Annotated in this window: 12 protein-coding genes; 6 read left to right on the forward strand and 6 right to left on the reverse strand. The window is 43.8% G+C overall.

Translation table 11 applies throughout. The annotated features are described in order from the left end of the window. Window positions 1-146 precede the first annotated feature (146 nt). From FZC78_RS18520 to FZC78_RS18535, 4 genes are all read right to left on the reverse strand, one after another. Window positions 147-884, reverse strand: a complete 738-nt coding sequence (locus FZC78_RS18520) for a LytR/AlgR family response regulator transcription factor (RefSeq protein WP_148941567.1) — start codon at window positions 882-884, stop codon at window positions 147-149. Then, complete coding sequence (locus FZC78_RS18525) at window positions 869-2,620, reverse strand: sensor histidine kinase (RefSeq protein ID WP_148941568.1); 1,752 nt, start codon at window positions 2,618-2,620, stop codon at window positions 869-871. The genes FZC78_RS18520 and FZC78_RS18525 overlap by 16 nt, the downstream gene beginning before the upstream one ends. A gap of 213 nt (window positions 2,621-2,833) precedes the next feature. Further along, window positions 2,834-3,559, reverse strand: a complete 726-nt coding sequence (locus tag FZC78_RS18530; protein WP_148941569.1) for a DUF421 domain-containing protein — start codon at window positions 3,557-3,559, stop codon at window positions 2,834-2,836. A 111-nt stretch (window positions 3,560-3,670) separates the two neighbouring features. Next, window positions 3,671-4,309, reverse strand: coding sequence for a nucleoside deaminase (locus FZC78_RS18535; protein ID WP_252183679.1), 639 nt, complete (start codon window positions 4,307-4,309; stop codon window positions 3,671-3,673). 175 nt (window positions 4,310-4,484) lie between these two features. Here FZC78_RS18535 and FZC78_RS18540 point away from each other — a divergent pair, with 175 nt between their 5' ends. From FZC78_RS18540 to FZC78_RS18570, 6 genes are all read left to right on the forward strand, one after another. Then, window positions 4,485-4,736 carry a sigma-G-dependent sporulation-specific acid-soluble spore protein CsgA gene (locus FZC78_RS18540; protein WP_148941570.1) on the forward strand — a complete coding sequence of 84 codons (252 nt, stop codon included), beginning with the start codon at window positions 4,485-4,487 and terminating at the stop codon, window positions 4,734-4,736. A 257-nt stretch (window positions 4,737-4,993) separates the two neighbouring features. Further along, entirely contained in the window at window positions 4,994-5,785 is a 792-nt protein-coding gene (locus FZC78_RS18545; protein ID WP_435874174.1) for an ABC transporter ATP-binding protein, read from the forward strand. A gap of 2 nt (window positions 5,786-5,787) precedes the next feature. Further along, window positions 5,788-7,425 carry a hypothetical protein gene (locus FZC78_RS18550; protein WP_148941572.1) on the forward strand — a complete coding sequence of 546 codons (1,638 nt, stop codon included), beginning with the start codon at window positions 5,788-5,790 and terminating at the stop codon, window positions 7,423-7,425. Between the two features lie 1,265 nt (window positions 7,426-8,690). Next, entirely contained in the window at window positions 8,691-9,884 is a 1,194-nt protein-coding gene (locus FZC78_RS18560) for an MFS transporter (protein ID WP_435874175.1), read from the forward strand. A gap of 189 nt (window positions 9,885-10,073) precedes the next feature. Beyond that, a complete protein-coding gene (locus FZC78_RS18565) occupies window positions 10,074-11,303 on the forward strand; it encodes an aminopeptidase (protein ID WP_148941573.1) in 1,230 nt (409 codons plus the stop codon). A 910-nt stretch (window positions 11,304-12,213) separates the two neighbouring features. Further along, window positions 12,214-12,789: a general stress protein gene (locus FZC78_RS18570; protein WP_148941574.1), complete on the forward strand. Its 576-nt coding sequence runs from the start codon at window positions 12,214-12,216 to the stop codon at window positions 12,787-12,789. Window positions 12,790-12,892: 103 nt separating this feature from the next. Here the strand turns inward: FZC78_RS18570 and FZC78_RS18575 are convergent, their stop codons facing one another. Both FZC78_RS18575 and FZC78_RS18580 read right to left on the reverse strand, forming a co-directional pair. Beyond that, window positions 12,893-13,675, reverse strand: a complete 783-nt coding sequence (locus FZC78_RS18575; protein WP_252183680.1) for a CAP domain-containing protein — start codon at window positions 13,673-13,675, stop codon at window positions 12,893-12,895. A 140-nt stretch (window positions 13,676-13,815) separates the two neighbouring features. Continuing rightward, window positions 13,816-14,709 (reverse strand): metallophosphoesterase, encoded by an 894-nt coding sequence (locus FZC78_RS18580; protein ID WP_148941576.1) that lies wholly within the window; start codon window positions 14,707-14,709, stop codon window positions 13,816-13,818. Window positions 14,710-14,877: the final 168 nt, after the last annotated feature.

Here is a 14,877-nt window from a genome sequence, read left to right on the forward strand (position 1 = left end):
TTTCTTTTATTCTCCGGGGGTTATTTGACCCCGAGGTGCAAAGTCCGTTCCGGTGGGTACAGACCCTCGGGCGCTGGAACTGACTTCCGAAAACGCTGCCTAACTTCAATTAAAAATAGAGATGCATAAGGTGCATCTCTGTTATGTTACAGTTCGAGCTTCTGTCGGAGTGCTTTCACATAATTTCTGCTGACGGAGAGTTTTTCTTTGGATCCTTGGATTTCAAGCTGATAGGCTCCGTTGAACCAAGGGGTTAATTTCGAGACATAATCCAGATTGACGATATAACTTTTATGAATACGAAAAAAGGAAAAGGCGCCGAGGCGGCTTTCCAGATCCTTAAGAGGTGTTTTGACCTCGTATTGGGCAGTCTTCGTTATGATTTGTGATACTTTTTCTTCTCTGCATATATACAGGATTTGAGCAGGATCGAGATACAGGATTTCTCCTTCGCCTTCGACTGCCAGCTTGCCTGGCTGCCTGGAAATTTCTGTGTCAGGGAGGGAAGAGGGAAGCAGCTGCTTTTCAATTCTTTTTATTGTTTGTTCTAACTGTTCTTCGTCATAAGGTTTTAATAAGTAGTCCACAGCCTCGTAACGGAATGCTTCTGCCGCAAATTGAGGATAAGCTGTGGCGAAAACAATCAGCGGCGGCTTCTTCAGTTCTAAAAGGGATTTGGCAGCTTCCATGCCATTCAACTTCGGCATTTCGACGTCCAGGAATACGACGTCTGGACTGTGCTGGATGGACTGAAGGATGGCACTTTCACCAGAGTCGGCATCTCCGGCAACTTCAATGGAGGAATACTCGCTAAGCAGATGCTTGAGTTCATCCCGGCTGTACCGTTCATCATCAGCGACCAGTACCTTTATTGTTTTTTCCATTCGGATTCCTCCATTTCAGGGATGAAAAAGGAGACCTCTGTTCCTTTTCCGTAATCACTCAAGATGTTCAGGGCAGCTTTTTCGCCAAACATCATCGTCAGTCTTCTGTTGATATTATATAAAGCAAATCCGGTACCGGTTTCGGATTCAAGGCTGTTCACTCCGAGGAGCTTTAAACGTTCTGGAAGAATTCCTTGTCCATTGTCATGTACCGAGATGGCTGACCCATGAGTCTTTTTAGTGATCGTTATTTTCACAAGACAGTCTTCCCGCTTATCCTTGATGCCGTGCTTGATGGCATTTTCCACTATTGGCTGGAGAGTAAGGGGAGGAATCATCAGGGATAACGATTGCTCATCTATATCATATTCCACTTTCAGCTTATCAACAAAACGGGCTTCCTCAATGGCGAGATAAGCTCTTACATGTTTTAATTCCTGTTCCAAAGACGTGATTTCAGCAGTTGTGCCCGTCAGGTTCTGTCTTAAAAAGTGCGAAAGGGAGATGAGGAGCTTTCGTGCCTGAGCAGGATCAATCCGGATCAGGGAGCCGATGACATTCATGGAATTGAACAAAAAGTGCGGGCTGATTTGCGCCTGAAGAGCTTTGATCTCGGCTTCTTTTGCATATTGAAGGGCTTTGTCAGCTTCCGCGATTTCAAGCTGATTGCTGAGAAGGACACTCAGGCCGGAAATCAATTCAAGAATGACATTGGAAATCTCTTTTTCAGAGGAAAAATAAAATTTCAGTGTGCCGATGGTCTCCCCGCGCTGCTTTAAAGGAGCGATGACGGCTGCACCAAGCGGGCAATCCTTGTTCACACAGTGGATGGTCTCATCATTTGCAACCACCAGTTTCCCGTGCTTGATGACATCCTTGGTAATGTGGGTCTGCAGTGGACTGCCTGCCCGGTGATGGTCATCACCTTTTCCTGTATGGGCAAGGATGCTCGTCTTATTGGTCATGGCGACGGCAGATGGATTAATTTCTTTAAAAAGAATTTCGCAGACAGCCTTGGCAGAGTCGGTATTCATCCCTTTTCTCAGGTAAGCCAGTGTCTGGTCAGCGATTCTCAGTGTCTTTTGGGCCTGCAGTGCACCGGCTTTTTCTTCTTCATTCACGACATTTTTAATAATTAATAGAAACAGGGCGCAGCCGAGACCATTGGCAAGAATCATCGGGACACCAATCATTTCTACGAGTGCCAGTGCTTTTTCAAAAGGTTTTGCCACCAAAAGGATGATGATCATTTGGATTGTTTCGGCGAGTGCCCCTATGAGGAAAGCTGTCGGCAGCTTCACATGCTTATTCCGCTGATGGAATATACCTGAAACGATTCCCGCGGCAATCGAGGCGATTCCGCAGGCGATATCCGTGAATCCGCCGAGGGTGAAACGGTGAATTCCTGCAATCAAGCCGGCTCCGAGTCCAACCCGATAGCCTCCGAGAAGGCCTGCAAGAACCACCCCGATTACCCGGGAATTGGCAATCGCCTCATCGGTTCCGAGGTTCATTGCCCAACGGTTGAAATCCATTGTTTCTGTGTTGAAGGACAGTCCAGAGTAGGTTCCGATGATACCGAAAAAACCAAAGAATAGGATGGCGACAATCTGCTGCCTTCCGCGTAATTTATCCTGATAGACCATGCTCTGGAAGAAGCGGAACCTCGTTAAAATAAAGGCAATTGTTACGATGAGCCCGAGTCTTTCGAGCATCGTGAAAAGTAAGTCGAACATGGCGGAGACTCCTTTAAGAAAGTGTTCTTTTATTATATCAAAAGGGGAAAATGATTAGCAGGGGAGTTGTTTTAATATCAGGGCTTTTCGGTCGGCAGCCGCAGTCTGCGCTGATAATCTGTGCAGTGGGGCAGATTATCAGCGCAGAACCCGGCAGCAGAACTGACCGGTCTCCTTTACCTTGAGGTTAAGAGGGCTATCTGAAACCTGTTTTTAATGAAAAAGGTAAGGGATATTCCCTTGATTTTCCTCTTTCAGGGAAATATGCAGCTCATGATTTTTATTAATGGAAGCATAAAAAATGTCATTGGTGTCATGTATCCCCTTCCTCTGCAACTGGTGATCCAGCCATTGGTCATTGAGGTTGAATTGGTGGAGGACATTCTGATAGATGGTCCCTTCCATAATAACAGGCACGGATATGCCGGGAGAAGAGTGGAGGATACCAAGGTCTCCCGCTGTGGCTGTCTGCTTTTGTGCTCTTTTGTAGACGCTTAGAGATCCACTTGACTCAATGATGGCAGTTTCGATGTCGTCAATCGTAAAAACATCTTTTTCCCTCAGCATCTGAAGCACATTGTCCACAGAGTAATTAATACTTTTAATGTTTTTCCTCAAAAGTTTTCCATTTTGAATAACTATCGTCGGTTCAAACGTTAAGAGCCTTCCGATGAATCGATTGGCAATCTTCAGCTTGGATACAATCTTTTGAAGAATTCCGATGGCGATGATGGCAATCCCCGTCTGTAGGTGCTGCACTTCCGGATCGGCGATATCTGCACCGACAACGGATCCCAGTGTCAAGATGATCAGAAAATCAAAGATGGGCAGTTCGCCGATTGCCCGTTTTCCCATATAAATTGTAATGAATAAAAGCAAAGGCAGTATGGTAATGATCCTTCCAAGGACGATCAATGTTTCTTTTAACGTTTCAATCATTTAAAAGCCTCCCGCATTATGTATCCAGATAGTGATAATCTTTCCAGCAGGGATGGAATTATGCAGTGAAGGCAGAAGGGGATCTTTAAAAAATTTGCCGTGCTTCTTCCACTATTTCATCAAAGACGTCTTCGAATGGCCTGCCCTTTCGTTTAGCCTCTTGTAGTTTTTCTTCGCTGAACCACCTTTCACCAAGTTCAACCACCTTTCACCAAGTTCAACCCCCTTTGGGCAATCCCTTTTCCATGGAGTGATAATCCTGTCAATATCATGTCCTCTTCGGAGTACGAAATCAGTTTTTAGAACGAGCTGCACGATTTCCAGCTCTTTATGGGGACCATGGACTGAAATGGATTTCTCAATGATATAATCATTCCCATTTACCGGGTTTGCGGCTCCAGCCAGGCCGTCCCCTGCTGCATAATGAATGTTTTTGATGCTTGACATGACGATGGCCCCGAAGCATAAAGCGCAGGGTTCCATCGTGGAAAAGATACTGTACTTCTTCCTGTTTCTGTTAGTTTCCAGATTATCGATTTTCAAGATGGCATTGATTTCAGCATGTGCAATCTTGTTGTTGCAGATCTGGCCTGGTTCTTGTGACTTCTCATATACCTTATTCCTGCCGGCCGAGATCACCTTGCCGTTTTCATCCGTTATCGCCGCACCGATAGGAAAAGAGCCGCTGCAATAAGAAAGCCAGGCTTGCTCAAAACAGATTTTCCATGCCCGAGATAAATTGCCCCACATTGGAATCACTCCTTCTTTATGGTTAAATATTCCTCTATTATACCCTGCCCAGTGACAGTCACCCCCGGAATTTGTCGAATAATTCCTTTCTCTTTTAATTCATGGAGGTGCCGCATATTTCTGCCTTTTTTACTCATCCTAATTCTATAAACAGTGGTGCAAAGGAGGGGTGGAAATGGATCAGAATTTAGCGTATTTACGGGAAGTGCTTTCCAACTATACAGAGGAAAACGATTTAATGAGGGAAATCAACCACAAAATCGAGCAGGGGCATTACGCATCCGAAGGTGCCTTCGTCAGGGATCTCAGTGAGGAAGAAATCCGTTCGCTTGAGAGTATTCTTGATAATGAAATCAATCATGCGAACGAAGCTGGTGACCTGGAGCGGGGTTATCAGTTGAATGGAGTGTTTGAACTCTTGTATTGATGTGTGCGGAATGGCCATGAGATTTTCGTTTAATGATTAGAAGAGGCTTTAAAAAAACCAGACTGGATGGCGATGTTGAAGAAATTTTTCGACCCTCGACCATCCTTTTTTGATTGAATCCATTATTAAAGGGAAGAGGAGGCGGCTGGTGAAAGCATGTTGTTTTGTATTCGACAAATCCCGGGTGGTGACTGTCACGAATAGGAACAATTTCCCTGCCTAATATGTTACAATTAACCCAAAAAGAGGGTGATGTTTTGGGAGTTCAGGGAGAGACGGTTCTATCGATAAGGGAACTTCAGAAGAGTTTTGGTTCGAAGCATGTCCTGAAAGGGATTGATTTAGAGGTTCAAAAGGGGCAGATCATTGGATATATTGGTCCGAATGGTGCAGGAAAAAGTACAACGGTTAAAATCCTGCTCGGCCTGGAAACGGCAGATCGGGGCGAGATAGAGGTTTTTGGTGAAAAGATTTCTGATAGTAACATAGATTATAAGAGAAAAATTGGCTATGTCCCGGAGATTGCGGAGATTTATGATAATTTGACAGCGAATGAATATATGACATTTATCGGGGAGCTTTATGGAATGACCGCAGAGGAAGCGGGAGATAAAGCATTCAAGTTGATGAATATATTCGGCTTGGAGGGTGTGTTTCATTCGAAAATAGCCTCTTACTCAAAAGGGATGAAACAAAAAGTACTCATCATTTCAAGTCTTCTTCATGATCCCGAGCTCTTGTTCTTTGATGAGCCAATCAATGGACTTGATGCGAATAGCGTCATGGTGTTCAAAGAGATATTAGCGAAGCTGGCAGCGGAGGGGAAGACGATCTTTTATTCTTCTCACATCATGGATGTCGTGGAAAAGATCAGCAGCCGGATCATGCTTCTTCATGATGGACGGATTGTGGCCGATGGTACATTTGCGGAATTAAAGGGGAAAAATATGGATGGCACGCTGGAGCAGATTTTCAATGAACTTACAGGGTTCAATGAGCACGGCCAGATTGCTGAGCGGTTTGTCGAAATTGTCAAAGGCGGGGTGTAAGGATGAAAGACTTTCCTACACTTCGGTTTCTGGATTTTTTTCGCTGGATGTTCACAAAGCAGGGCATTGACTACAAGCTGCTGAGAAAAATCCTGCAAGTCAAACTGACCATGGACGGCAGAAGGGTGCCGACGGTATTAAACCAGTCCAATAAGAAACAAAAAGATGATATCAACCGCTTCATCAAGTCATTATGGATATATGCTTTATACGGATTATTTCTTGTGCCATTCATGCTTATGGGAGACAGTTATCTATTCCAAATGAGCATTACATTCGGAGTACTGATGTTCATTATTATGACCTCCATGATTTCTGATTTTTCCTCAGTCCTGCTTGATGTCCGGGATCGGAATATTTTACATACGAAGCCTGTGGATAAGAGGACCATCAGTCTGGCGAAAACCCTGCATGTCTGTATCTATTTGTTTTTCCTGACAGCAGCCATTGCTGCGATTCCTCTTGTGGTCAGCCTGTTTTCTCATGGGCCATTATTCTTTTTGCTGTTTTTAGTGGAAATTATTTTGATGGATTTCCTGATAGTGGTGATAACAGCAATATTGTATTTCACGATTTTACGCTTTTTTGATGGAGAAAAACTGAAGGATATCATCAACTATGTCCAGATCGGTCTTTCCATCGGCTTGGCAGTCGGGTATCAGTTTGTCGCCAGGTCTTTTGAATTGGTTGATTTCGGAGTGGCATTCTCTCCGGCTTGGTGGCAGTTCCTGATCCCTCCTGTCTGGTTTGGGGGGCCATTTCAGTTATTTTTACAAGGGGAAGGCGGCCCCTATATCATTGCTTTTACCGTATTGACTTTTGTTATTCCAATTATAGCACTGTTCATCTACGCTAGAATGATGCCTTCCTTCGAAAGGAATCTGCAGAAGTTGTCCAGCCATAGCGGAAAGGAAAAGAAGACGGCGCAGAGGTACTTGAACTGGGAAGCTGCCTTCTTTTGCCGCAATGGAGAGGAGAGGGCATTTTACCGTTTTGCCAGATCGATGATTAAAACGGAACGTGATTTCAAGCTGAAGGTTTATCCTTCACTTGGCTTTTCTCTGATATTTCCGTTCATTTTCATTTTCAATCAGCTCCAGATGGATTCATTTGACAGTATCAGGGAGAGTAAGTGGTTTCTGTCCTTGTATTTCACCATGCTGATGATTCCGAATGTGCTGATGATGGTAAAGTATTCAGGAAAACATAAAGCGTCCTGGATTTATAGGACTGCTCCTGTAAGTCAGTTGAGAAGCATTTATACTGGAACCATTAAAGCTGTCATGGTAAGGCTTTTCCTTCCGGTATATGTGGTGATCAGCCTCATCTTTGTCTTCCTCTTTGGAATTAGAATTATTGAGGATGTTGTCATCATTTTCTTAAGCAGCATTGTCTATATCACTATCGGATTCAGCATGATCAAAGGGACATTGCCCTTTTCAAGGTCATTCGAAGCGGCTCAGGACAGTGAAGGATGGAAACTTGTTCCTTACTTTTTGTTAAACGGGGTCTTTGTAGGAATTCATTTCCTGGCCCTCCTGTTTAATTATGGAAGCTTTATTTATTTGGCTATCCTGTTGATTTTGGCTCCTGTTTTATGGAAATTTTCTTTCAAAACAGATTGGGAAGATTTAAGGTAAAAGAGAAGAAGGCCTCTTGCTGGTTTTTACAGAGGGAGGCTTCTTTTTTTAATGGCTCTTTTTGTGAAATTTGTTGCTATTCGATACTAACTATGAGAAAAATAACCATAATTCAGCGGAATAACCCGGTGATCATGATACGAAAAGAGATGCTCTACCCTTTTAGGGAGAAGACCCTTAGTATCCAGGGATATCCGAAAGCAGCAATGTCAGCGAGAACTGCCTTTTTAGAAAGAAAAGAACTAGATTAAATCTTCCTAACGCTCGACAGCCTTAACATTATACATATCTCGACGGAAATAGGTTCCTCCCGACCGAAGCAGCTCTATAACCAAAAATGCCCCTCTCCAGCCTCGAAACATTTGCCTGTCGGGGCTGACCAAGGCGCTTACGTTTTTGATCCGTCCAGCTGCAGCGCCTAGCCCCTCGGGGTCAAATAACCCTCAGAGAATAAAAGGAAAGAGCACCTTTTTTTCTCTGAGGAACATTTGCCTGTCGGGGCTGACCAAGGCGCTTACGCTTTTGATCCGTCCAGCTTCAGCGCCTAGCCCCTCGGGGTCAAATAACCCTCAGAGAATAAAAGGAAAGAGCACCTTTTTTTCTCTGAGGAACATTTGCCTGTCGGGGCTGACCAAGGCGCTTACGCTTTTGATCCGTCCAGCTTCAGNCAGCGCCTAGCCCCTCGGGGTCAAATAACCCTCAGAGAATAAAAGGAAAGAGCACCTTTTTTTCTCTGAGGAACATTTGCCTGTCGGGGCTGACCAAGGCGCTTACGCTTTTGATCCGTCCAGCTTCAGCGCCTAGCCCCTCGGGGTCAAATAACCCTCAGAGAATAAAAGGAAAGAGCACCTTTTTTTCTCTGAGGAACATTTGCCTGTCGGGGCTGACCAAGGCGCTTACGCTTTTGATCCGTCCAGCTTCAGCGCCTAGCCCCTCGGGGTCAAATAACCCTCAGAGAATAAAAGGAAAGAGCACCTTTTTTTCTCTGAGGAACATTTGCCTGTCGGGGCTGACCAAGGCGCTTACGCTTTTGATTTTATGGTTCCATTTTCAATAAACCTGTGCTATTATTTAGTAATCCGAAATATTATTTAAATGAATTAATAATCTTCCGCTGAGAAGATTGTTTTTTATTTTGGCTGTTTTTGAAAGCTTTGTTGTGTATTGGCTCTCTATGTTCCTTTAAACACAAATGCTTTTGGAAAACTGCCTTTATTTTTGTGAAAAAAGCCTGAAACTAAAGGCTGAAACAGGAGGTACTTCAAGTGAAAGAAACACTCTGGACCAAATCATTCATCATGCTGATGGTGGGGAATTTGTTTGTTTTCATGTCCTTTCAAATGCTGATTCCTACTTTGCCTCCTTATATTAAATCTCTAGGGGCATCGGGATTGGAGATCGGACTTGTCACAACCTTATTTTCCGTAGGTGCTGTATTGAGCAGGCCTTTTATCGGCTATATGCTGGAATATAAAACGAGGAAGCCGCTGGTGCTGATCGGAGCGCTTTTGCTGCTTTTGATCACGGTCATCTATCCGCTCTCGCAAATCGTCGTGATTTTTCTAATGTTCCGTTTCGTGCACGGGCTCGCATGGGGCTGGTCCACAACTGTTAACGGAACTGCTGCTGTTGATGTTGTTCCAAACTCAAGGCTTGGTGAAGGAATGGGATACTATGGTTTATCAATAACGATTGGGATGATTGTCGCACCAAGCTTAGGTATTTACTTGTTTCAAGTGACATCGTTCAGCAATCTCATTTATATTTCAACTGCCTTGGGGATCATTGCACTTATTCTTCTCTCGACAGTGCATTATCACACTCCGCAGGCGGTGAAAGAAGCGAAGAAAGAGGACTTAAAGTTTTCTTATGTTGGTTCTCTCATTGAAAAGTCAAGTATTTATCCAGCGATCATCACAATGATTGCCACATTCGGTTATGGCTCGATCGTGACCTTTATCGTCATTTTCGGAGAGGAACGCGGTATCGATCAGATTTTCCTTTTCTATCTTTTCAATGCTATCATGGCTTCTCTTTCACGCCCCATAGCAGGGAAGTGGTTTGACGAAAAAGGACCGATTGGATTGATATTATTCTGTACAGGAGTGACCTTTATCGGTATGTGGGTATTGTCTTTCGCTCATTCAAACCTGCCGATCATTATTGCCGGTGTCCTGTTTGGAGTAGGATTCGGTTCTTTGATTCCGACTCTGCAATCGTGGGTGCTTTCCAAGACACCTGCTAACAGAAGAGGGGTTGCCAACGGGATGTTCTTCTCGTCAATTGACCTTGGAATCGGCTTGAGCGGGCTGGTCTTTGGGATTCTTGCTCAATTCGTTGGCACAGGAACACTCTTCCAGATCTCAAGCGCATTCTTATTGATCGCTATGGTCTTGACTATCAAAGAAGCAAGAGGGAAAAAACTTCAGCAGCAAACACAGGTATCACCATCAGCTTAATAAGATAGAGGGGACGGTTTTTCACCGCTTTAATGCGCTGTGAGGGACTGCCCTTTTTTGCTTTAGAAGGCTAATCAACTGCCTTTAGCTTGATGTTTTCCGGTGATTAGGAGTAAGGTTTGGATAAGTCCTGTGGTGATGATTGATCGCTGTAGTATACAGGTTACATAATGAATTGGAGGAATTGAAATGGACTTTGAACGAAATTTGGATAAATATGCTGAGCTTGCGGTGAAAGCCGGAGTCAACATACAAAAAGGCCAATACATGTGGATTTCCGCACCTATGGGGACTGAGCGCCTTGTGAGGAAAATCGTGAAGCAGGCGTACCTGGCTGAAGCAGGAGAAGTACATGTACAATGGTACGACGAAGAGATAAAAAGGACACATTATGAACTTGCTTCTGATAGTGCCTTTGAGCAGTTTCCGGAGTGGATGGCGTCCGCTTTCGATACTGTTGCTGAAAGAGGCGGTGCATTCTTACAGGTCGAAGCAGATGATCCTGATTTATTGAAAGGTATTCCCCCCGAAAGGTTGTTAACCTTTGAAAAGGCGAGAGGCAATGCCCTTGAGAGCTTTTATGAAGCCATAGAGACAGACCGGATCAGCTGGTCCATCATTGCGATGCCTTCACAAAAATGGGCAGATAAAGTCTTTCCTGACCTTCCAGAAGAGGAAAGGGTGTCTGCTCTATGGGATAAAATTTTTGAAGCTGTCAGGATCAATAAGGACGATCCTGTCGATGAATGGCGCAGCCATATTGAAACACTGCAAGCTAAAGCTTCTCAATTAAACGAGAAACATTTTTGGAAGCTTCATTATACTGCACCTGGAACAGACTTGACGATTGAACTTCCGGAAAAACACTTGTGGCTGACAGGAAGTTCTACAAATAAAGAAGGGAACGTCTTCATTGCCAATATGCCGACGGAAGAGGTATATACTGTCCCGCTTAAAAATGGGGTGAACGGCTATGTTACCAGCACCAAGCCGCTGGCGTACCAAGGAAACGTCATTGATAATTTTAAGCTGACCTTCGAGGATGGAAAAATTATCAAGGCCGAAGCAGAGACTGGTCAGGAACTGCTTGAAAAAATGATGGATACAGATGAAGGAGCAAAATACCTGGGAGAAGTGGCCTTGGTTCCGCATAAATCCCCGATTTCAAATACAGGCATCCTGTTTTTCAATACGTTGTTTGATGAAAATGCTTCCAACCATCTGGCAATCGGTTCGTCCTATCCTACTTGTTTCGAAGGAGGACAAGCACTATCAGAGGATGAGAGGAAGGCTTCAGGTCTGAATGACAGCATTGTGCATGAAGACTTTATGATAGGGTCTGCAAACATGGATATTGACGGGCTGTATAAGGATGGGTCAGCCGAAGCAGTCTTTAGAAAAGGGAATTGGGCGTTTTAAACTGCTGATGCAAAAAGGCAAAAGGTCTCTCCAAGGGCATTGAAAAGTCCACCAAAGACCTTTAATACAGAATCGTGCCTTTTCCGCTTCAAATGTATGAAAGTGCTGATTTCCGTTCAAAATGCCCGCTCCCCTGGGGTGTGTGCCTGATGAAATGTGCTTTATAGCGAAAGCGGCATGTCATTTCCTTAATTGGGTACACAGCGGAAAAAAATAAGAGAATTTTTTTCCTTAATTGCAAATTCAAGCTCATTTTGGGGTGAATAGAGGAACTTTTTTCCTTTATATGAAAAGAAAGCACATTTTTCTATTGTATTAAGTTAAATAAGGGAAATTTATACCCCTATTTTAGCTCTTTTTAGTGTTTTGTAGTAAATAAAGGACTTTTTTTCCTCTATTTACTATCCAAAATACTGAACGACATGGATGAGTGCCACCGGTCACTCCTTGATTCAGCTTCTTTCCATCGACTAGTTGATAAAGTACCGTTCCAGCCCCGGCCGGCAAATTGTTTTAAAAAACATCCAACGATTTTTAAGCTAATGTAGTAAAGAGAGCAGTATATCCATTGCATTTAAAGAAAAAAGTCAACTTCTCTTCCTATTTAAGGAAGGATAGATGACTTTATCTTTGGTCATAACAAGCCGATTATATGCGGCTCTGCCATTATTCGAGTGACAGCGTGTGGGAAGCCCGTTAACTGCAAGTCCAAGTTAGGTTATTTGTGACAAATTCGGCAGGTATTTTGTCAAAAGAAATTCAGAGCAAGCAAAGCAGATTTAACAGCAATTTTTATAAATGAAAAACCTAACATTTTTTATTAAATGACAGCTTTTAAATAATTGCACGTTTAGCTGCTGGCTATAGGGGAATTACACTTTATGAAGAAATCTTTTGAGGAGGTATATATATGAATAAGTCTATAATCGGTGGAGTATTCAGAAACAAGGATGAAGCAGTGCGGGCGATTGAAGCTCTTCATGACATGGGCTATACAAAAGAAGATATCTCAATTTTTGCAAAAGATAATGATGATGTTAAAGGAATTCAGCATGAAACGGACAGTGAAGTGACTGAAAAAGACAGCGGACGCGGCAAGAATGCAGGTAAAGGATTCGGTATAGGTGCCGGAACGGGCGGTGTGCTCGGCGGTATCGCTGGTATCATTGCTGAGGTCGGATTGCTGACCATCCCTGGTATTGGTGTACTGGCTGCAGCAGGGCCGTTAGCAACAGCGTTGAGCGGTGCAGCAATTGGTGCCGGCGGCGGCGGACTTGTTGGTGCTTTAACAGGAGCAGGTATTCCTGAAGAACATGCAAAGGAATATGAAGGTTATTTAAATAAGGGACATATTGTGGTGCTTGTTGAAGCGGATGAAGACCGTCAAGATAAAGTGTATGGTCATTTCTCCAATAATAATGCAATGAATACGCACACTTATCCTGAAAATGTAAGAGTAAACAATGGAACAAACACTAACCTGTAATAAGGTTGAAAATCCCGGCGGAGAATTCCGCCGGGATTTTTTTGTGGTGTCTGCCTTGCTTAATAATAAGCCCCCTTAGACTATTGAAAGGGTCTTTACTGCTTTACTTAATAAACATTTGTGTCCAATAAATCCCCATGCCGCCGTCTTCAGCATAGCCGACTCCGATATGGGTCACTTGATTGTTCATAATGTTTTTACGGTGTCCCGGGCTGTCCATCCATGCTTGAACAACTTCTTTAGGGGAGTTCTGGCCTGCAGCAATATTTTCAGCTGCCGTGCTGTATTCAATCCCGAAGTTCTCCATCATTTCGAATGGAGACCCATAAGTAGGGGACGTGTGGGAGAAGTAATTTTTATTCACCATGTCTTCTGATTTAATGCGGGCCACATTGGATAATTCAGCATGAGGTTTTAATGCCGGCAGCCCATTCTTTTTGCGTTCACCGTTTGTTAAGTCGATAACCTGCTGAACATATTCATCCATATTTCCGTTCTGTGCTTCAGCATTCTGTCCATTATCATCTGCAGGCTGCTGAGGTGTTTCAGGTTCCTGAGCGGCTTGCTGGCCATTCCCCTGATTACCCTGCTCATTTCTTTGAGCATAACGCTGACCGCCATTACGGGGATCCATTGGAATCAGGTAACGCTGTGTAAACAGGTTACGTCCCTGACGCTGTACAGCAGGGTCTCCAGGATCACGATTTGTACCTGCATTTCCATTGCCGTTTTCGTTCATGTTTGGGTTTTCACCATTGAAGCTTACAGGATCGTAGTTTACATCCTGGGGATCAGCAAGTTCATTATTTCCGTTTCCATTACAAGCTGTCAGTATCATCAAGGGTGCGATGGCGCATATAAGAAAAGATTTAAGCTTTATCTTCATTGTTATTACCTCCTTTTTTAGGCCCATTGACCATTATTTAATATGTGCAATAGAACTGCTTTTAAAAGAGGTAAAAACTGCATCTAGAAATAAAGGGAGGCTCTTGAGTGCCAGTCATGCAATTATATAAACGCGGGAACCTAAACTGGGTTACCAGGTTTGCTTACTCGCTTTCCGAAACAAAGAGCCATACGGACAGCTGCCGCATGGCTCTTTGCAAGGTTATTTAGAAAGGAGGTGGTTTCGATGATTTCCGGTCTGTTAAAAAGACGTTGGGGAATGATACTGTTGCCGAGTCCCCGGTTGACAATCATGACTGAATCTCCAGATTGATATCTCCCGCCATCATACTCCGGCAGGAACCCCTGGTCAGGAGCAATAATCCCGCCGACAAAGGGAAGCCTGAATTGTCCGCCATGGGCGTGACCGGAGAAAATCAAGTCAAACTGGTGATTTTCATAAAGTTGAAAATGCTGGGGTCTGTGAGCAAGGAGGATTCGGAATCCTTCTGAGGTCCCAGGTGCTGTAATATCCATAGTTTCTTCCGCAGAAAGTCCACCATCGGGATCATCAATTCCTTGTATCGTCATTTTGCTATTATCCTTTTCAATTTCCACATGATCATTTCTCAGAACTGTTACTCCAAGGGTCAGAAGCTTCTTTTCCAGTTCTTGAAAGTTTCCAGACCACCATTCATGATTTCCTGTCACAAAAAACACCGGTGCTATTTGCAGCAGTTCTTTCATTAACAAGAGACTGGGTTCCTCATCGTAATTCTTCCCGTCCACTAAATCTCCTGTGAAAACAACTAAGTCCGGCTGGGAGCTTAGGACTTTTTCCAGTATGTTCTTTTGATTCTTTCCAAATGACTTACTGTGGAGGTCGGAAAGCTGAATGATTTTATAACCATTGAATGCAGCAGGGAGATCACCAGAGGCAATGTCTATTTCCGTCTTTACTATAGAATTGTTCTGCCAGTATAAAAACAATGCCAATAAAATTATTCCAGCTGCGGCTGAAAGCCATTTTCGCAATTTCTCTCCCCCTTAAATTTTATTGCTTGTCCGCATGAAGCTTGTTTGGGCTGCAAATCTTTTTTGCGGGCCATTCCAAAAAGGCAGTCTCATTGGGCCGCAAAATCCGTTTTCCCGGACATTACTTCACGAAGAGCTTTTCCATGCCCCGTCTCCCCTTGTCTAGGG

Origin of the sequence: Rossellomorea vietnamensis, from assembly GCF_008180415.1 — a bacterium.
Lineage (GTDB): Bacteria > Bacillota > Bacilli > Bacillales > Bacillaceae_B > Rossellomorea > Rossellomorea vietnamensis_C.